The 20,160-nt window shown below is 45.8% G+C and carries 16 protein-coding genes; 11 read left to right on the top strand and 5 right to left on the bottom strand.

The window, feature by feature from the left end; genetic code table 11:
- Positions 1–32: 32 nt before the first annotated feature.
- From PUR_RS03040 to PUR_RS03070, 7 genes are all read left to right on the top strand, one after another.
- Positions 33–1,823 carry a cache domain-containing sensor histidine kinase gene (locus PUR_RS03040; protein WP_179033968.1) on the top strand — a complete coding sequence of 597 codons (1,791 nt, stop codon included), beginning with the start codon at positions 33–35 and terminating at the stop codon, positions 1,821–1,823.
- Positions 1,801–3,057, top strand: a complete 1,257-nt coding sequence (locus PUR_RS03045) for a response regulator (RefSeq protein WP_179033969.1) — start codon at positions 1,801–1,803, stop codon at positions 3,055–3,057. Before PUR_RS03040 ends, PUR_RS03045 begins: the two co-directional genes overlap by 23 nt.
- The gene (locus PUR_RS03050; protein WP_179037719.1) at positions 3,005–4,261 is read left to right on the top strand and encodes an ABC transporter substrate-binding protein; all 1,257 of its coding nucleotides are present in this window, start codon (positions 3,005–3,007) and stop codon (positions 4,259–4,261) included. Before PUR_RS03045 ends, PUR_RS03050 begins: the two co-directional genes overlap by 53 nt.
- Positions 4,262–4,659: 398 nt before the next feature.
- A complete protein-coding gene (locus PUR_RS03055; RefSeq protein WP_179033970.1) occupies positions 4,660–7,296 on the top strand; it encodes a glycoside hydrolase family 31 protein in 2,637 nt (878 codons plus the stop codon).
- A gap of 93 nt (positions 7,297–7,389) precedes the next feature.
- Positions 7,390–9,924 (top strand): glycoside hydrolase family 31 protein, encoded by a 2,535-nt coding sequence (locus PUR_RS03060; RefSeq protein ID WP_179033971.1) that lies wholly within the window; start codon positions 7,390–7,392, stop codon positions 9,922–9,924.
- A gap of 256 nt (positions 9,925–10,180) precedes the next feature.
- Positions 10,181–11,173, top strand: a complete 993-nt coding sequence (locus tag PUR_RS03065) for a ParA family protein (protein ID WP_179033972.1) — start codon at positions 10,181–10,183, stop codon at positions 11,171–11,173.
- Positions 11,170–12,039, top strand: coding sequence for an SIR2 family protein (locus tag PUR_RS03070; RefSeq protein ID WP_179033973.1), 870 nt, complete (start codon positions 11,170–11,172; stop codon positions 12,037–12,039). Before PUR_RS03065 ends, PUR_RS03070 begins: the two co-directional genes overlap by 4 nt.
- Positions 12,040–12,239: 200 nt before the next feature.
- On the opposite strand, the gene PUR_RS03075 is transcribed toward PUR_RS03070, so the two are convergent.
- The 4 genes from PUR_RS03075 to PUR_RS03090 all read right to left on the bottom strand — a co-directional run bounded on the left by PUR_RS03075 (position 12,240) and on the right by PUR_RS03090 (position 14,558).
- Positions 12,240–12,413 carry a hypothetical protein gene (locus PUR_RS03075; protein WP_179033974.1) on the bottom strand — a complete coding sequence of 58 codons (174 nt, stop codon included), beginning with the start codon at positions 12,411–12,413 and terminating at the stop codon, positions 12,240–12,242.
- A gap of 116 nt (positions 12,414–12,529) precedes the next feature.
- On the bottom strand, positions 12,530–13,174 hold the full coding sequence (locus PUR_RS03080) for a hypothetical protein (RefSeq protein WP_179033975.1): 645 nt from the start codon (positions 13,172–13,174) through the stop codon (positions 12,530–12,532).
- A gap of 266 nt (positions 13,175–13,440) precedes the next feature.
- Positions 13,441–13,872 carry a toxin-antitoxin system TumE family protein gene (locus tag PUR_RS03085; RefSeq protein ID WP_232101698.1) on the bottom strand — a complete coding sequence of 144 codons (432 nt, stop codon included), beginning with the start codon at positions 13,870–13,872 and terminating at the stop codon, positions 13,441–13,443.
- Positions 13,869–14,558 (bottom strand): helix-turn-helix domain-containing protein, encoded by a 690-nt coding sequence (locus tag PUR_RS03090; protein WP_179033977.1) that lies wholly within the window; start codon positions 14,556–14,558, stop codon positions 13,869–13,871. The genes PUR_RS03085 and PUR_RS03090 overlap by 4 nt, the downstream gene beginning before the upstream one ends.
- A gap of 338 nt (positions 14,559–14,896) precedes the next feature.
- Between PUR_RS03090 and PUR_RS03095 the strand changes: the two genes are divergently transcribed.
- Together PUR_RS03095 and PUR_RS03100 are read left to right on the top strand one after the other, a co-directional pair.
- Positions 14,897–15,955: an alpha/beta fold hydrolase gene (locus PUR_RS03095; RefSeq protein WP_179033978.1), complete on the top strand. Its 1,059-nt coding sequence runs from the start codon at positions 14,897–14,899 to the stop codon at positions 15,953–15,955.
- Between the two features lie 55 nt (positions 15,956–16,010).
- A complete protein-coding gene (locus PUR_RS03100; RefSeq protein WP_179033979.1) occupies positions 16,011–16,610 on the top strand; it encodes a TetR/AcrR family transcriptional regulator in 600 nt (199 codons plus the stop codon).
- Positions 16,611–16,619: 9 nt separating this feature from the next.
- Here PUR_RS03100 and PUR_RS03105 read toward each other — a convergent pair whose 3' ends face one another.
- On the bottom strand, positions 16,620–17,750 hold the full coding sequence (locus tag PUR_RS03105) for an NADH-dependent flavin oxidoreductase (RefSeq protein WP_179033980.1): 1,131 nt from the start codon (positions 17,748–17,750) through the stop codon (positions 16,620–16,622).
- A 161-nt stretch (positions 17,751–17,911) separates the two neighbouring features.
- Here PUR_RS03105 and PUR_RS03110 point away from each other — a divergent pair, with 161 nt between their 5' ends.
- Positions 17,912–18,802: a LysR family transcriptional regulator gene (locus PUR_RS03110; protein ID WP_179033981.1), complete on the top strand. Its 891-nt coding sequence runs from the start codon at positions 17,912–17,914 to the stop codon at positions 18,800–18,802.
- A gap of 266 nt (positions 18,803–19,068) precedes the next feature.
- The gene (locus PUR_RS03115) at positions 19,069–20,073 is read left to right on the top strand and encodes a LacI family DNA-binding transcriptional regulator (RefSeq protein ID WP_179033982.1); all 1,005 of its coding nucleotides are present in this window, start codon (positions 19,069–19,071) and stop codon (positions 20,071–20,073) included.
- Positions 20,074–20,160 lie beyond the last annotated feature (87 nt).

Genomic DNA, 20,160 nt, shown 5'->3' on the forward strand with positions numbered 1-20,160 from the left:
TGTCGGAAACCACAGAAGGGAACATCCATGTCATGAAAAGCAGCATTCGTAACCGCTTATTGGTCATGCTTCTCGTATTTATTATCGTCCCCTATTTCATTTCGGTACTGGCCATCTATCTTCATACTAAACAAAAGGTAGAGCAGCACGAATATCGGATCAGCGAAATCCAGCTTCAAAAGGGCAGTGAAGAGCTCGGGCAATATTTTCAGGATATGGTCAATTTGCCGTATATTTTATACCTTAATCCTGGTTTATTCCGGATTTTCGAAAGAGGCTTTGATAAAGAAATTTACTCGAATCAGCTTGAAGTCGATAAATGGTTTCAAGCCTTCTATCTGATGCGCAGAGAAATTCATCAAGTTCGGTTTTTTATGGTGAAAGACGGGGATTCTTTTACCGTTTACGATGCCAAGGTGAGCGCCCGTATGAAGCAGCCTGATCTATCAGAAAGTCCTCCCATTCAGAAGTTGATTCAATCCGGATCCAATTTTTTGATTGAACCGCCGCATTTGATCCGGAATTATAATGGAGCTGCCGTGATGCCAATGTCGGATCGGACGTTAGTGATGACGATTCATCATAAAATCAAAAATATACTCTCCAACGAATTTTTAGGTGTTGTCACCATGGATATCGACTTAAGCCGCCTTTCCACCATTTCCAACCGTTTTCTGAAGGATGGTGAATTGGTTATCCTTACGGATGGGAATGGAGCTGTCGTCTATTCAACCGAGCAAACGCTGATAGGTACAAAGTGGAGACCTGATTCCGGATTGTCTCTCACGAGTGGAAGATCAGGCGATATTACGATGTCCAAACCGCTTCCGGGTGAATTTGGAGATTGGCATTTGATCAAGGTGACTTCGAGCGGCAACTTATACCGCGATGTGAGGCAAACGGCGTATATCAGCGCCTTATTTGGTGTAGGTGTTGTTATTTTGGGACTTATTATGGTCCATTTTATTTCAAATAAGATCACTCGACCTATTCAATTATTAAGTAAGAAAGTCCGAAAGATTGAAGGGGGGCATACGAATATATGGTTTAATGATACCGGCCGTGACGAAATCGGTCATTTGGAGAGGCATATTAAGGAAATGATGGAACGAATCAACTTGTATATTGATAGAGAATATCGGCTCGAACTCGAGAACAAAACGAACCAATACCGGGCGATTCAATCGCAAATCAACCCGCATTTTCTGCATAATGCTTTACAATCCATCGGTGCGGTTGCCCTTCGTTCTCAAACTCCGCAAATTTATCAATTGGTGACTTCCTTGTCGAAAATGATGCGGTATACGATCCGAATGGATAATTGGGCTTCGATACGCAGTGAAGTGGATTACGTGAAAGCATACTTAGATCTGCAAAAAGAACGTTTTCGGGTGGAATTACGCCACTCCATCTCTATAGAAGATTCCATGATGGATATATCGGTCCCGGTCATGATCTTACAGCCGCTCGTTGAGAACTTCTTCAAGCATTGTTTTGAAGAAGGGCATTACGGTTCGCATCTCAGCATTCGGGGATGGCTTGAAGAAGGTTATGTGAAACTTGTGGTCGAAAATGATGGCCCCGGCTTGTCCCTCGAAGAGTTGAACGAACTGAGAAGGAAATTAAACGCAGTCGGTCATGATGCAGCATCGCCTAATAACCGGATTGGTCTGAAGAATATACATGATCGGTTAGTCTTGAACTACGGTTCCCACGGAGGCCTAGAGGTGGATTCGGGTCCCGGCGGAGGATTTACCGTCCTTATTACGATTCCAACCCAATCCAAGGAGGACGATAATCATGAAAGCTCTTATTGTGGATGATGAATTCAATGTGCGTGATGTGATTCGGTATTTGGGGCAATGGGACCAACTGGGCGTGACGGAAATATGGGAAGCCGGCAACGGGGAAGAGGCTCAGACCATTATTGAAAGGGAGCGACCCGAAATCATATTTGCCGATATCAAAATGCCCAAAGTCACCGGAATCCAGCTTTTGGAGTGGCTGGACCAGCAAGCTTATCCGGGAAAAGTGATTATCGTCTCGGGATATGATGACTATTCCTATATGCGCAAAGCCATCCAATGCTCCAGCTATGATTATTTACTGAAGCCGGTTGAAGAAGACGTATTAAATAAGGTCTTGGAGGGCGCCATACTGGCCTGGAACCGTGAGGAAGCGGAACGGCGAAGCGACTCTGTCGTTGCCCGAGAAGCCGAAAGGCTGCACAGTAACCGGTTAATTACGGCGGCCTGTGAAGGAGGCCCTTGGAATGAGGAGGACCTGGCGAGGTACCTTCCGAAAGCCGATGCCTACGATCTTACTTTGCTGTATTTTTACCATATTCACAGCGCCGATACTTACATCAATCGGCTCGCTGAGGAGATGACGGCACAGGAGTGGGGCAATGCGTTTGTTCTGCAAAATGAGGATTGCACCGGTCTGTTGATCAGTCCGCGAGGCAGCAAGTTCCCGGTAGAGCAGTGGATTTCCAACCAGTTTGATATTCCCGTACGATTGGCCGGCGGCGATCCGCTAACGTCCTTGAACGATCTTCCGAATGCGTATCAATCGGCCAAAAAAGCGATGGAGCTGCAGAATTTCAGGACCATTCATCGTCTAAGCGATTTGGATGACGCGCGGCGAATGAATGACATTGTCGCCTATTTGGAGGAGCATTACACGGAGGAGCTTTCTTTGGATAAATTGGCCAATCGTTTCTTTCTAAGCCGGGAGCATATTTGCCGCCGATTTAAACAAGAGCAGGGGATCAACCTGTCCAATTATTTAATCCAATTAAGAATTGAACAAGCCAGACAATGGCTTAGTCAAACGGAAGAAAGAATGTACTCGATTGCGGTGAACCTCGGGTATCAGAATGAAAAGTATTTTTCAAAATTATTTAAGAAAGAAGTAGGCATGACCCCGGCCCAATATCGCAGCCTTTACGGAAAACAAAATAAAAAGAAGGGAGGGGAGATTGGTGAACAAATTTACGAAAATAATGTTGACAGCAGTGATGGTCGTATCGCTTGCGGCGTGCGGGGAAAGGAATGAGGAAGGCCAAACCGGTCAACAAAAAGTTCACAAGATCGTTCTGAGCGTATTCAATCCCAAGGTGGAGATTGCCTCCCAGTTTGAGCGGCTGGTCAAAGAATACGAGAAGGAACACCCTGAAGTGGATATTCACATTCGGACGGTCGGCGGGGGCGCGGATGACCGCGCGATGCTGATGACCCAATTTGCTGCCGGGAAAGGTCCCGATATTTATACAAACGGCGGATATGAGGAAGCCAGACTGTGGAAAGATTATCTGGAGGATTTGTCTGATCAGCCTTGGGTCCGACATGCGTATAAGCACGCATTAGAACCGATAGAAATGGACGGTAAGATCTACGGCATGCCGATGAATGTAGAGGGCTACGGCTTTATTTACAATAAAGATTTGTTAGCGAAAGCGGGTATTAAGGAAACACCGAGAACACTGAGCGAATTAAAGGATGTGTCGGAAAAGCTTAAGGCCATGAGTATTACTCCTTTCTCGATCGGGTACGCGGAAAAATGGCTCCTTGGCGTATTCATGGTAAACATCGCATTTGCGCATCAGGACAACCCTGATGCTTTTATTAAGGGATTGACGGACGGAACGCAAAAGTTTAAAGGAAACGAACCATTTATAGGAATGCTCCGACTGCTTGATCTAACCGTACAATTTGGCAGTAAGAATTCGCTGACCATAGATTACAATGCGGCAGTCACCGGATTTGCAAAGGGTAAAACAGCGATGATCCTGCAAGGAAACTGGGTACAGCCGATGTTGGACAAAATCTCACCGAACATGAATATAGGATTCTTCCCAATGCCGATCAGCGACGATATAGCAAAAAACGATGCACTCGCAATCGGCATACCCAACAATTGGGTCGTAAATAAAAAAACTACCGCTGTGAAGAAAACGGAGGCTAAAAAGTTCTTAAACTGGATGGTTTCTTCGGAACAAGGCAAAAGATTTATGACCGAACAATTTAAGTTTGTTCCCGCCTTTTCCAATATAAAGATCAAAAATCCGGATCCTCTTGCCGCTGATATGATCAAGTATGTAAAAGAAGGTAAAACATTATCATGGAACTGGTTCAAATATCCTGCCGGAGTAAGCGATGAGTTTGGGCCTGCCATGCAAGCTTATATCAATAAACAAATGAACAGGGATGAACTTCTGCAGGAATTCCAAAAATCGTGGAACAGATATTCGGAAAAATAAGTTGAAATGGGCTGAGAAAAACAAATTCTTAAGCCTTTTTTATTTGTCAAATAACACCATATCAAGCATGAAGTTGGATTCCCTTATCCAAGACCTATATTTATATTGATGCAGCTTCACTTGTTCGCATGGAGGTTAAAAGCCTTGATTTCGCATTCATATTGGCCCTTACCGGATGATTTGTGATGTCCATATAGAGGACAATATCAATTTAGATACGTCCCGCCGCTCCTGCACCGGGCGCTGATTATTTGAGTCCTTGTCGCTATTGCTCGAAATCCGCTCGTTAACCTAACATGGAACATGAAATCGAAATACATATATTCGCTTGAGCAGAGAGGGGGAGAGCGTAAGAACGGGCAAAGCATGACCAATTCATTAACAAGGAGAGAAACCTAATGAAACGAAAAAGAACGAAAAAAGCGGTAACCGCACTATTAGCAACTGCTGTTCTACTTTCAGGTAATGCCGTTTCACAGTTCTATCTCGCTCAACCTGTATTTGCGGACGATTTGGTTTTCCCGGTAGAAGCATTTAGACCGACCGATGATAGGCCACTTGATAAAAGCCATCTGCAGCAGCCTATGACGGTGCAAAGCTTCGAGCAGTTGGACAATGGCGTAAAGCTTAATTTAGGCGCACAGGAGGCTTACATCCGGATGCTTACATCCGATATGGCCAAAGTGTCGCTCTTGAACAAAGGAGACAAGGAATATACCTCTGTAGGGATCGCCAAAACGGATTGGTCCGCTCCTAAATTCAAAGTGAAGGAAGACGACAAGAGAATCGTCATTACTACCGACAGCTTAACCGTAGACATCAAGAAAAGCCCGTTTGGAATCAAATATATGGATAAAGACGGCAACGTCATTAACGAGGACGGGGATCAAGGGATCGGTTACGAAAACGGGAAGCCTTACGTGTTCAAAAAGACCGATAACAACGAGAATTTCTACGGATTAGGCGAGAAAACCGACGGCTTGAACAAACGGGGTAAGGAAGAGGGCATATGGCATCAGGACCCGTTCCCGTATGAGTCGAAATACATTTACCAATCGGTTCCGTTCTTTATCGGCTTGAAAGATAAAAAGGCGTACGGCATTTTATTCGACAATACGTACCGCACTTACTACAACTTCGCCAAGGAAAGCGATGATTACTATTACTTCTATGCCGACGGCGGCAAACTGACCTACTATTTCTTCAATGGGCCGCAGATCAAAGATGTCGTAGACCGTTATACCGATCTGACCGGTAAAATCCCCCTGCCGCCTGAATGGTCTTTGGGCTTCCATCAATCCAGCTGGGCTTATTCCCAGAACGATATGGAAGAAGTAGCCGCAGGGTACCGTGAAAAGAAAATTCCGGCGGATGGATTATTTTTTGACATCGAATATATGGACGACTATAAAGCTTTTACATGGGGTAAGAAAGTTCCCGACCCTGCAGGGCTGGGCAAACGTATGGAAGAGCAGGGTTTCCATCAAGTGAATATTTTCGATCCGGCGATCAGGGCCTTGCCAGGCTACAGTGTTTATGATGAAGGGACCGCGAAGGATCTCTGGGTTAAAAACCCCGATGGCACCGCCTTCCTTGGGAAGCTTTGGCCATGGAATCCGTCTGCCCCGCCTTCTTCCGTTTATCCCAATTTCCTGAAAAAGGAAACCCGCGATTGGTGGTCGATGCAGTACAAGCCGTTCTTTGACACAGGCATAGACGGTATTTGGAACGACGTGAACGAACCGGTCAGTTTTATAGCCAAAGACCACTGGACGCTGCCGCTGGATGCTGTGCATGAGGATGATAACGGAGTCAAACATGCTCATGAAGAGGTCCATAACATTTATGCGCATTTGGAGGAAGAAGCGTCTTATAACGCATTCAAAAAACTCAAACCGAACGTCCGTCCGTTTGTATTGACACGTGCCGGATATACGGGAACGCAGCGTTACGCCGCAACCTGGACTGGTGATAACCACAGCACCTGGGAACATCTCAGAATGTCGATTCCGATGAATGCGAATGTCGGATTGGCCGGTCATCCGTTTGTCGGCAATGACATCGGCGGTTTCACCAAAAATAAACAATTGGGCGAAATCTGCACACCGGAACTGTTCGCACGCTGGCTTGAGCTTGGTGCCTTCCTTCCGTTCTCTCGGGACCACTACAATAATGACGGCGACAGCCCGTCGGTTAAGCAAAACATTAATAGACAAGAACCGTGGCAGTTCGGCAAGGAAGTTGAGGATATTAGCCGCAAGTACATTTCCATGCGTTACGAACTGATGCCTTACCTGCAGAACGCGTTCAAACAGGCGCATGAAACCGGAAACCTGATTCAGCAGCCGCTCGTGTTCCAGTTCCAGGATGACCCGAATACCTATAACAACGAAGATCAATTCATGTTCGGTGATTCTCTGATGATTGCACCGGTTGTGGAGAAGGGCGCAACGTCCCGCAGCGTGTATTTGCCAGCCGGGGTGAAATGGATCGACTACTGGACCGGAGAAGAGTTTGAGGGCGGCCAAACGATTACCAAACAAGCCGATCTCGGCACGCTTCCGCTTTACGTGAAGCAAGGCTCGATCATCCCGCGCCGCGAAGTCCAGCAGTATGCCGGCGAGAAGAAGCTGACGAATCTGACTCTCGACACCTATCTTAACGACAAGGCTTCCTACAGCTACTATCAGGATGATGCAACTACAGAGGATTATACAAGAGGCGAATTTAACGTTACTGACTTCCACGTAGAGAACAAAGGCAACCACGTTGAATTCGAACAGGACAAAAAAGTTCAGAATTACGCTTCCGACATTCAGTCCTACACACTGAAGCTTCATGATGCTGTGGAACCGAAGAAAGTACAAGCCGCTAACAACAAGTATGCCAAAGCAGGCAGCGTGGAAGAATTGAATGGGCAAGAAAGAGCTTACTACTTCGATGCGAATGAACATGTGCTGTATGTCAAAATTCCGGTAAACGAGAAACAGAAAGTGAAGATTCAAACTCAAGACGATGTAGATGGAAGCAAATAATACCGCTGTTGGAACTGCAACTATCAATTACCGGGTTGGAGACTCTTGTCTCCAACCCGTGTTTACAATGTCATTATGAAGGAGAGAAACCAAATGAAGCCAAAAAAGAAATGGGTGCCATTAATTCTAGCAGGTGCAGTCCTTCTCTCAGGCAATGCTCTTTCCCAGCTTTATTCTCCCCAAACCGCCTATGCGGAAGTACAGCAGCCGGCTCCTGATACGCCTTTGGATAAAAACAAGCTGCAGCAGCCGATGGCCGTGCAAAGCGTCGAGAAACTGGACAATGGCGTAAAGCTTGATTTGGGCGGAGAGGAAGCTTATATACGTTTGCTCACTTCCGATATGGCCAAGGTGTCGATCTTAAACAAAGGCGAGGAAGAATTTGTCTCTCCGGGGATCGCGAAAAAGGATTGGTCTGCTCCTAAATTCAAAGTGAAGGAAGACGACAAGAGAATTGTCATTACTACCGACAGCTTAACGGTAGACATCAAGAAAAGCCCGTTTGGAATCAAATATCTGGATAAAAACGGGAACGTAATTAATGAAGACGACATTAAAGGGTCCGGTTATGAAGACGGAAAGCCATACGTGTTCAAGAAAACGGACAAGACCGAAAACTTTTACGGTTTCGGCGAGCAGACCGGCGGTTTGAACAAACGCGGCTACGATATCGGTATGTGGAATACGGATGCCTACTCCTATACGAAAGAAACGAAATATGTGTATGCCACCATTCCGTTTTTTATCGGTTTGAAGGGCGAGAAGGCGTACGGTCTTTTCTTCGATAATACGTACCGTTCCCATTTCAACATGGCTAAAGAAAGTGACGATTACTATTATTATTACGCCGATGGCGGAAAACTGACCTATTATTTTATTAACGGTCCGGAAATCAAAGACGTCGTGGACCGGTATACCGATTTGACCGGCAAGATCAATCTGCCGCCGGAATGGTCTCTCGGTTTTCAGCAGAGCAAATGGGGTTATTGGCAGGATGATATGGTCAGGGTAGCCAAAACATTCCGCGAAAAGCAAATTCCCGCCGATGCGATGTACGCGGATATCGATTATATGAATGACTATCGCGTATTTACCTGGGGGCCGAAGTATCCCGATCCAGACAAGCTGAAGGCAGATATGGACAACCTGAATTTCAAATATGTTACAATCAACGATCCGGGCGTTAAAGTTGATGAAGGTTTTGATACTTATCAGGAAGGAACCAAGAACAACTTCTGGGTTAAAAATGCCGGCGGCAGCCCCTATGTCGGTTATGTTTGGCCGGGCGACTCTGTTTTCCCTAACTTCCTGAGAACGGATGTCCGTGATTGGTGGGCAAAAAAGCACAAAGCGCTGTTTGACAAAGGGGTAGCCGGTATTTGGAACGACATGAACGAACCGGCCGTCTTTGGCGGTCCAGGCTGGTCCATGCCGCTCGATACCGTCTATGAGGCGGATGACGGCAGCAAAAAACAGAACAAAGAGATTCATAATATCTTTGGCCATCTGGAAAACGAAGCGGCGTACGAAGGATTCAAAGTGAACAAGCCGAACATTCGTCCGTTCGTGTTGACTCGCGCCGCCTATGCGGGAACCCAGCGTTACGCGGCCATCTGGACCGGCGATAATACAAGCAACTGGGATCATCTCCGCATGACAATTCCGATGAATTCGAATCTCGGCTTGTCCGGCGCAGCGTTTGTCGGCAACGATATCGGCGGCTTTGCGAAACCGACTTCGCAGGACATACCTTCGCCGGAACTGTTTGCCCGCTGGATCGAGGTCGGCGCTTTCGTTCCGTTCTCACGTGACCATTACAGTTGGGACAAGGAGCAGGAACCGTGGGCGTTCGGCAAGGAAGTGGAGGACATCAGCCGGAAATATATTTCCCTGCGCTATGAACTTCTGCCATACCTGTATAATCAGTTCAAACATGCTCAGGAAAGCGGGCAGCCTGTACAGCAGCCGCTCGTCTACCATTTCCAGCATGACCCGAATACCTATAACAACGACAATCAGTACATGTTCGGCGATTCGCTAATGATCGCGCCTATAGTGAATCAAGGAGCCACGTCCCGCAGCGTGTATTTGCCTGCTGGCGTGAAATGGGTCGACTACTGGACCGGCGAAGAATTTGAGGGCGGCCAAACGATCACGAAACAAGCCGATCTCGGCACGCTTCCGATCTATGTGAAACAGGACTCGATCATTCCTCGCCGCGAAGTTCAGCAGTACACAGGTGAGAAAAAGCTGACGAATCTGATTCTTGACACTTACCTTGCAGGCCAGGCTTCCTACAGCTTCTATGAAGACGATGCAAATACAGAGGATTACACGAGAGGCGAATTCAACGTTACCGACTTCCGTGTAGAGCAGAAAGGAAATCACATCGAATTCGAGCAGGACAAAAAGACGCAAAACTACGCGTCTGACATCCAGTCTTACACGCTGAAGCTGCATGATGCCAAAGAGCCGAACAAAGTGCAGGCGGCTGATAACAAATACGGCAAAGCAAGCAGCCTTGACGAACTGAATCAACAAGAAAGCGGCTATTACTTCGATGCGGCAGCGAAAGTTCTGTATGTTAAAATTCCCGCAAACGAAAGCCACAAAGTAAAAATCGATTAATCGTATAATATCAAATGAAAAACGGGTTGGAGACATTGTCGCTCCAACCCGTTTTTTATGTTATTCGTATCCATTTCTATCCGAACTGAAAGATTAGATACAGCATTCAGGAGTATATGAACGGCTGTCTCCGTAGGTACCGGCGTTTAAGATTCAATGCGGTGAACCGTACCATAAGTAGGGGCAAGTTTCAACGCCCCCCTTTATTACTAATAATTTCTATTATATAATGAAGGAAAACTTTAGGGGGCTAATCGTGAAATCCCTAGCAATGTTTAACAATAAAGGTGGCGTAGGAAAGACAACACTAGTCTGTAATTTAGCAAGTTATCTAGCAGACAATTTCGGCAAAAAGGTTTTAATTATTGATGCAGACCCACAGTGTAACTCGACTGTTAATCTATTGAGCGATGATGATTTTGATAAAGTTTATTATAAACGTGAGGGATTTACTATTTATGATACAATACTTCCTTTATTTAGAGGGCAGGGTTATGCAAAGGACATAGAATTATACGATGTGCCAAATTATAAGGTGAAATTCCTAGTAGGGGATCCTCGACTTTCGTTAATGGAGGACTTGTTATCAAATGATTGGAGGGATGCAGTATCCGGATTGCCACGAGGGTTAAGAACGACTTTAGTCTTCAGTGAGTTACTTGGAAGATGCAATGAATACGATTTCGTTTTTTTTGATATGGGACCTTCTTTAGGTTCTTTAAATAGATCGATATTATTAGCCTGTGATTACTTTATTTCTCCTATGTCCTCTGACATATTCAGTTTATTGGCTATTGAAAATATTGGGCAGACACTTAATACATGGAAAAGTAGGTTTGCCTTGGGTCTTAGTAATAATGAGGATCCTAGTGCCTTAGATGGAATCAACACAGAAACTGATCTTAGGTTTGCAGGATATATTACACAACAGTATACAGCTAAGCTTGTAGATGGGATAAAGAGACCAGTAAAGGCTTATGAACAAATACTTGCAGAAATACCAGATATTGTAGAAAAAGAATTGACGGGAGTAATCAATAAAGGATATGAGCACGTTGACTATAATCTCGGCTCGATTCCCAATTTTCACAGTGTTATTCCTATGTCTCAAACTGCACATAAACCTGTCTATAAGTTAGATCACACAGACGGAGTTGTTGGTGCACATTTTACAAAGGTAAGAGAATATGAAGAAATCATCCGAGGTATATCGGAGAACCTCTTAAGGAATTTGGAGGTCTTAAGATGATAGAGTGGCCTCAGCAAATTATCACAGATATAGCACGAAGAAAGGTTGTTTTATTTCTCGGCGCAGGAATTTCCCGAAATTCCGTCGGAAGAGATGGGCATACTAGGCCTCCGACATGGGAAGAATTTTTGAAAAATGCCGCTACGAAGATTAGGACTGATACAACTTATATTAATCAACTAATCAATGAAAAAGATTTTTTAACTGCATGTGAAATTATCTTTGAGAAAATGGGAGATCATAATTTTTATAGTTTTGCAGAAGAGAGTTTTTTGCAGCCTGGATTTACAAAACATAAGATCCATGAGCATATATTTGGGTTAGATTCCCGTATTGTTGTAACACCTAATGTTGATAAAATTTATGATATTTTTGCTAGCCAAGAATCTATGGGGACAGTGTTGACTAAGAAATATCATGATAATGACTTAGCAGATAAAATTAGGTCGCAACATCGAATTGTTGTAAAGGCTCATGGTAGCATTGAACAACCAAATATGATGATATTTACGAGAAAGCAGTATACTAAGGCTAGGTACGAGCATGCTGCTTTTTATGAAATTTTAAATGCTTTGGCGTTGACACATACCTTTATTTTTTTAGGTGCAGGGTTATCTGATCCGGACATTAGATTGATTTTAGAGAATTATACTCATACTTTCCCAAATTGTAGGCCCCATTATATGGTGACATCAGCTGAAAATGTGAATGAAGATCTTAAAAAATCTACGAGGGATAATACGAACATTGAACTTGTGACATATAGTTCCGAAAATAATCACATTGAATTAGTAAACTCATTGTCACATCTAGTGGGTTTAGTCGAGGAAGAACGGACAAAGTTGTTGACAGATATGAATTGGTGAGTGTGGGCCTCAAGCAAAGGAGCTTGAGGCCTTTTAACTTGCCGTTACAGACAGCGCGGTGAATCGTATCATAAGTAAGGCAAGTTTTTTGAGGTGAAACGTGCATGATCATGTAAAAGAGTGTTCGGAGCCATAAGTTTGGCCACGGGCACATTTGGGAAAATTCCAGCGCACACGGGCTTATGTGGGCTTTTTTGGTGTCAGAGGACGATGGTGTACTTGGAGGGGCATTTTTGCTTGCGGAAAGTAAAAGCCCCCTCCGCTGTTTTTGCGGAAGGGACTAACTCAAAAAAATGCTTTTGGAATGTCGGGTCAAACTCAAGTTCGATGCCTTCGACCTTGCGCCCGTCCTTGATGTGGATCTGTTTGACCACCGTCTAGCTTGCCCATCTGGCTCAGGTGCACGAAAGCTACCTGGGTAAGCTGGAACGCGCAGAAAAGTGTTCCGTGGACGTATAAGCGGTCACCGATTTAAGGGTTACCGCCACTTTTAATTTAATCCAAAATGTTTCTCAATATCAGTGAGGATTTCTTCTTTCCTCGTTGCAGCATTTCTTACAAAGTATTGAACGTTATGATGTTTTACTTGATGTAGATAGTGATTTGATGCCATTACTACGGTATCTAAAGTTTCACTTCTAGCTCGTTGAGGTTCAGACAACGTTAAAAAAATACTTTCCATACCTTTTAAATGATGACGTTCTAAATACCCAGAGCGGATCAGCTCATCTTCCGCAAACAGATATACAATTTGATTATGATCGGCAATGGCTTTGAGAAATTCTGGTTCCATAAATGTGTCAACAACGATAGGTTTGTCTTTGCCCATTTGTAGTAAATCCAAAATGATAAACTCCACGCTTTCCTCGAACACAGAATTGAGCCACTGTCCTCTGTCGTTACCCCGCCCAAGAAAGTACCATTCCCAATCGACGAAATGTCTTAATATTGCTGGGTGGTCTTGAGGATTAGCTTTTTTCTGGTACTCAAAAGTATGGTCGTCCGACGAATAAAGTGTCATTCCCCATTTGGATGATACCATCTCCGTCATTGTGCTCTTTCCGCCACAAGGACCACCACAAATCCAATAGACATGATCTAGATAGCGTCTCAGCAATCGGTCTGAAATTTTCATATGTCCATCCCCCTGTAATTTAAAAGTCTGGTTACAGAAGGGAGTTTCTCATCCTTGTTGCATTGAACGAAAATGTCGCTGGCATATGCACACCACCTTTAATTAAGTCCTAATCATTATCTCATGTGATTTGGTTGTCGTATAGCAAGGACTTAATGATTCGCATTCAAAGCTCCTCCCAAGAAAAGCAAAACCCCCTTCACGAAGGGGGCTTTGGCGTAATGTATCAAAACTTTATCTCTGAGTCCTTGAAAACTTAGAGTTGCTTAAATCTTTTTCGCTGCCACAAGCGAGAAGAAAATATGTTCCATGATCGTATGTAGTTCCTGATGATGAAAGTTCGGGTAACGCGTGATGTTGGTCAACTTGGTATCGTCGGGCGGATGAACGTGGTATGGCTCGGACGCCGTCTGATAACGCGGATCCTGGTCGTGCGGCTCACTATGAAAACAGAGGATCGTGTTCCCGCTTTGATCCACCCAGTTGTAGTAGGAAACATCTATGATGCCACCGTTCAATTCTTCGGTAACAAGCAAACGCGACCCATCGACGAAGACGAACGTATGGCGCGTAAATTTGCGAGAAGACATCAATCCAGATCCATCTCCGTCTCTGGTGTCCATTATGATGTGGGCGTAATCCCGCTCTAATTGCGTTATATTTGACGGTGGTCTCGCCGCTCGGTGTGATTTTGTCAAGCCCCGGCTCCCCGTCTTTCTATCGATCGCAGTAAGCCGCCCCACTGCTGGGCGTCGCGGGATTCGTCAGGCGTAAGTTCAGGTTTTACGCCAAGCGTTTCTTCATATGTGCCGTCATATTTTTTCTCGAAATGAACGACCGCGTTCACCAGTTCAGCGAGTTCTTCAGCATCCGTCATCGGCCGGATCCGGTTCAGGCGAGCTTGCTCGCGCTCATACGCTTCGGCGGCGTCTGCAACCGTCGTTTGAACACCCGTTGGAGCATGATAGACGGCGTTTTCTGGAATGCGAACCTGCTTAAACCGTTCGCCTTTCTCAACACCGAGTAATCGTCCTTGATTGACCCAGTTATTGATTGTGGCGACACTGACGCCGAAAAAGCGAGCAACTTCTCCCGTCGAGTACATGCGCACGTTTAATGCGTCCTCCGACGTACCTACGGTCACCATATGCACAAGCATCCTCTGTAGCGCGCGATGCGTATTTTTCTCAGTAAGACAATGTTGAACTTCCTGCAAAATCACTCCTGGATTGTGGAATGACGTTTTTTCAATGTAGTTTGCCAGAGCCATTATAAAAAACGGTATCTTCTTGCTGTCCGGTTCCGGAAGACCCTTAACCAATTCGGAGATCGTGACCGCTTCGGTTATGGCGATTTCCTTTTCGGCTAGATTAAACATATACATCACCTCACCGCCTATTCTAACATATTCAAATTCAAACTTCAAGGTAACTTCAAGTTTATATATAATCAACTTCAAACTCAGTATAAACCTGAACTCGCTGAATTATTCTAGACATTTAATAACGGAGAAAGGGGAAAACAAATCCCAAGGCTGGAGGGGGATTTGCTACATAATGCTATCCAAAAGAGTGTCCCTAAAATTTGCCATGTTGATAAGCGGGCAGCGTAGTGCTACTAATTTACGCGATTGACAATAAGCGGGAAAAAGTATACTTTTATAATGAGTGAGTTACTCACTCATTATAAATTCAACATTCGTTTTTAAAGGAGATGCAAAAGATGAGTAAAAAGAACATCCTGCCGGATTTATTACTGCGGCAACGTAATCGACGTAAAAACACAAGGCTGCTTCAGATTCATACGCCGAATCGTATCGTTGAAAGCCGTTACGTTAAAATCGGCGATATCGACCAATGGGTAACCATACGGGGAGAGGATTACCATAATCCCGTTCTATTGTTCATCCATGGCGGACCAGCTTCCCCGTACTCCATTTTCAGTCCGTTATTGCGTTCGTGGGAGAAACATTTCACAATCGTTCAATGGGATCAGCGAGGCGCTGGCAAAACGTTCACTAGGAACGGAAAAGACGGAAGCGGTACGATCACCTTCGACCGCCTTGCTCAGGACGGCATCGAGTTGGCGGAATATCTGTGCAACAAACTCCGGCATCAGAAAGTGATACTCATCGGCAGTTCAGTAGGCAGTCTGATTGGAATTATGATGGCTAAACAGCGTCCCGACCTGTTTTATGCTTATGTCGGAACAGATCAAAATGCTCCGGATCCTCAGCATCAAACGTACAAAGTGATGCTAGGTGCTTTCCGCAATGCAGGCAATGCGAAGGGAGTTCATTTGGTCGAGAAAATGGGGCCGGATCCCACGCTTTGGAGCCGCAAAGATTTCGAACTAAGGAATCAGTATCTGGTTAAAGTGATCAACGATGTGCCAAATATGATTATGGACCTCATACTGCCGTCTATGCTCTCTTCCCCTGAACACAAGTTCAGTGATCTCATTAATATTTTCAAAGGGATGAATTACACCCTTGGCCACCTGTTTGACGAGTTAGTGGCTTTTGACTTCGACAAGGTTGGACTGTGCTTTGAATTGCCTTTCTTTATTATGCATGGCGATCAAGATATCATAACGCCGACTGAAACGGCACAAGCATACTTCGACAAGATTGAAGCTCCTTTCAAAGAATATGTTCGGATTCGGAATGCCGGCCACCTTGCTTGTTTTTCCCGGCCTGAGCAATTCTTAGAGGAACTTATGAAGCGGGTACGTCCTCTAGCGGCCGGAACAGAGAACGAATTGCAGATGGGATTAATTTAGAGATTTCGTGGTACTATGAGGATAATTCCTTAATAAGATTGGAGATTGAGGCTCATTGTCCCCATTAAATAAACACCAGCTGAATCTGATCCGCGACGAGCGCAGAGAACAGATTAAGCAAGTGGCGCTTAAACTATTTGCCCGGCGCGGATACTCGGGAACGAAAACGAGTATGATCGCTGCGGAAGCCGGTATCAGCGAAGGCCTTATTTTCCGGTATTTCAAATCCAAAGAAGAGCTATTCACCACGCTCGTTCAGGAGTTAATGGAAGAAGCGAAGAAGGAAACCGAGAACCTTCAATATTTGTCTGGCTCTCCCTTTGAACAAATCAAGACTTTAACCCAAGGCATGCTAGACGAAAGCAGTAAATATGCATTTATGTTCATTCTAAGGGCACGCAAGACGGGTGAAATTCCAGAGGCGGCGGCACGGATTCTAGAACAACATTCAGTAGATGTTGTTCTCGACAGGCTGATTCCAATCTTTGTTCAAGGGCAGCATGCTGGAGAATTCTCCTCGGGAGATCCACGGAAGCTGTTGGCCTGGTACTTTTACATCATCAATTGTCTGATTTTGGAGGAAGTTGAGAAGGAAGAGTACGGGTTGCCGGATGCGGACTTCTTAATGCGATTATTGACAAACGGGAAACCCTAGTTCAATCTTTCAAATGATAGAGCTACCATCACGCTCAAGTGGAAACCAATCTGGGATATCTATAATAAATTTCCAAAGCGAGTCGGGTATAATCAGCTTCTCCTGATCTTTAACGGACAGGGTTGTTTTAATTTCTCCTTCAACTCCTTGCGCAATCTTCTCGATCCAGTCCGGTTCCATAATGATCTCACGTCCTAATGCAATAATTGGAACGCCTGATTGCAACGCTTTAACGGCATTTTGAGGAGTACGGATGTTTCCAACACCGATAACAGGAACCTTATGGCCGACTCGTTCTTGAATAATTTCCAAGCGAGAGCGGGAATCATCGATACCTCGACGTGGAACAGACCAAAAATCATTCAACGAAATATGCAGATAATCAAGCCCTTTAGATACAAGAATCTCTATAAATTCAAGCGTGTCGGCCATTGTAACTCCTGGCGTTTCTGGCTCCTCGGGGGAAATACGATAACCGATAATAAATGGTTCCTTGGCATGCTGACGAGCGACCCGCTGTATTTCTTCGATTAGCTGCAAAGGAAAGGTTGATCGTTTTTCAAAGCTTCCTCCGAAGCGGTCAGTGCGTCTGTTGGTATAAGGCGAAAAAAATTGCTGAAGGAGACATCCGTTTGCGCCATGGATTTCAACCCCATCGAATCCAGCTTCGATTGCACGTCTGGTAGCCTCACCAAACGCATGAATGATCTGAATAATCTCGGCTTCAGTCAATTCATAAGGTACCAGGTCTGCTTCTTTATCTTCGGGCAAAGCACTCACACATACTGTGTTTCCATCTACAGGGGCGGCTTTTCGGCCTCCATGAAAAATCTGTAGAACAGCCTTGGCTCCGTGCTCCTTAATAACAGAAGCGAGTGTGTTTAAGCCTGGGATCTTGTCGTCCCGATCAACAGCGGCTGATCCGGACAACCCGCCATTGGACATTACCCAGGTGCCAGCCGTTATGACCATGCTTACACCATTAGCGCGTCGCGCATAATATTTTAGTTCTGTATCTGTTATGGAGCCGTCTGTATTTGAAGCGCCATGAGTCATGGGGGCCATGACGATCCGGTTTTTTAATTTAATACTATTCGGCAGGACAAGCGGTTCGAAAATTGGTTGATAGATATCCTTCATATTGAAGCCTCTCCTTTGGAAAAAATGATCGTTTTTTTAAGCAAAACGGCTGATGTCTGAGCAGGCAAGCTGTTTATTCCAGCGTCTCTTGCGAAGAGTATAATTGATTTGTTAAAATGAGCGCAAATCATATTTGTCATAATTATATGAAGGGGATTCATATGAAACTATCACAACTTCAATGTTTTGTCGCCCTCGCCGAATTGGGGAGCTTTACTGAAGCTGCTTATGCGGTTGGTTTGACGCAATCGGCGGTAAGTCATGCCTTGGCAGCCCTTGAAAATGAAGTGGGAGTAACCCTCCTTGAGCGTAACCGCAAAGGCGTTGCAGCACTAACTGACGCTGGACAAAAAATCATCCCGCACGTTCGTGAGCTTTTGGCGCAAGCAGAGGCCATTGAACAAGAAGCAAAGTCAGCGCGCGGCTTGGCAAAGGGGAAACTTCGACTGGGCGGTATTCTTTCCTTTAGCCCAGGCTTACTTGCCGGTGTGTTGGCTCGATTTCAGAAGAAATATCCTGATATCGAAGTGGTTCTGTTTGAAGGCACGATTCAAGAAATTAACGATTGGATTACGTGCAGCATCATTGATGTCGGGTTCGTGCTGCACCCCGCAAAAGATGTTGAGAGCACGTATATTACGACGGATGAGTTGTGCGTACTCGTTCCATCCAGGCATCGACTGCACGCTCAGACGGAAGTGTCCTCCCAGGAACTGTGTGAAGAAGGATTTATTATGGCCAAAGACGGCTGCTCAAGTCAGTTAATGGAACTGGCTGGTCTTGAGCTAACGCAGTTCAAGCCGCTTACTCGCTATCATGCCAACGATAGCGCAACGCTCCTAGCGATGGTTCGTGAAGGACTTGGTATTACGCTGTTGCCGCGTATGATGCTACCTAAAAAGCTGGAGGGAGTCGTTGCGCTTCCGCTCAATCCTCCACAAATGTTACAGATCGGACTCGCTGTCAGGTCGCAGGAAATAGCATCGCCAGCAGCCGTGCTGTTTGTTCAAACGGTATTGGCCTGGATGCAAGAGGTTGGGGAAATCTCATAACAGCTTGCGCAGCTCAGTCACCTTCTTACTGTGAGGGGGACGCTATACCGCATTTTTATGACGAGAAGCGTCCGGACTCGCCATAACATTCGGGCTTGAATTTGAGGTTGCCCGGTTTATCGAGGTAAAGCGGCCGCCATCCCGGCCTGTAATGAAAGCGCTTAAATTTTGATTGCCATCTGCGATTTCCCTTGTTATAATGCAATTGAAAAGGTTTCCAAGAATCGCAGGCAGGAAGACGGAGGCAAGAAGGAAGAGACCTAAATATGAAAGCAACGATCCGAGATGTGGCCCGATTGGCCGGAGTATCCATCAGTACCGTATCCCGGGTGATGAACGCGCCCGAAACCGTCGTAGCCAGCAAAAGGGACCGTGTCCTCGAGGCGATCCGGCAGTTGCAGTACCAGCCGAACGCGTTTGCGCGCGGGCTGATTTACAAGAAGTCGTTCACGCTGGGGCTGCTCATTCCCGACATTGAGAATCTGTATTACGCGGGGATTATCCGGGGCATGCAGGATGCCTGCATCAAGCTTGGGTACAGCCTCATGATCTGCAACACGGACCGCGACAAAGAGCGTCTGCTGTCTTACATTGATACGTTCCGCGAAAAGCAGGTCGACGGCATCGTATTCGCCAGCGACAAGCTGCACCCCGAGTATTACGAGAAGCTGGTCGGCTGCCGGATTCCGTTCGTCATGCTGTCCTCCCACTCCGACGAATACGAGATTCCGAGCATCGAGGTGGACGATGAGGCGGCGGCCTACGATGCGGTAAAGTTCCTGATAGAATTGGGACACCGTGAGATCGGGATGATCGGGTTCGGCCACAGCGATTCCATTTCGGGACCGCCGCGGTATGACGGCTTTGTCAAAGCGGTTACGGAATCGGGCCTCGGCCACAACGTGAACAGGGTGAAATATGCGAACCACCGTTTTGAGGACGGTTACCAGGCAGCGCATGAATTGTTCACCGACCATCCCGGACTGACCGCCGTGTTCTGCGTGGCAGACGAGTTCGCGATGGGGACGATTTCCTACCTGAAAGACCGCAATGTGCTGGTGCCGGGGCAGGTATCGGTCATCGGATTCGACAATTTGCGGATGGCGAGCATGTTCATTCCGAAGCTGACGACGATCGCCCAGCCGATCTATCAGTTGGGATACCGGGCAGCGGAGAAGCTGCATGAGCTGCTGTCGACCGGAAGGGTGGAGGTTCTCCGGGAGAAAATGCAGCATAAACTGATCGTGCGGGAATCGTCCAGGGAAAAGTGAAGCCGATGGGTTTCACCTTATGTCTTTGAAAACCTTTTCAGAGACAGGCGGAAAGGCTTTTACTAAAGTGGGCAGGCACGAATGATG

Source organism: Paenibacillus sp. URB8-2 (assembly GCF_013393385.1).
GTDB lineage: Bacteria > Bacillota > Bacilli > Paenibacillales > Paenibacillaceae > Paenibacillus_AQ.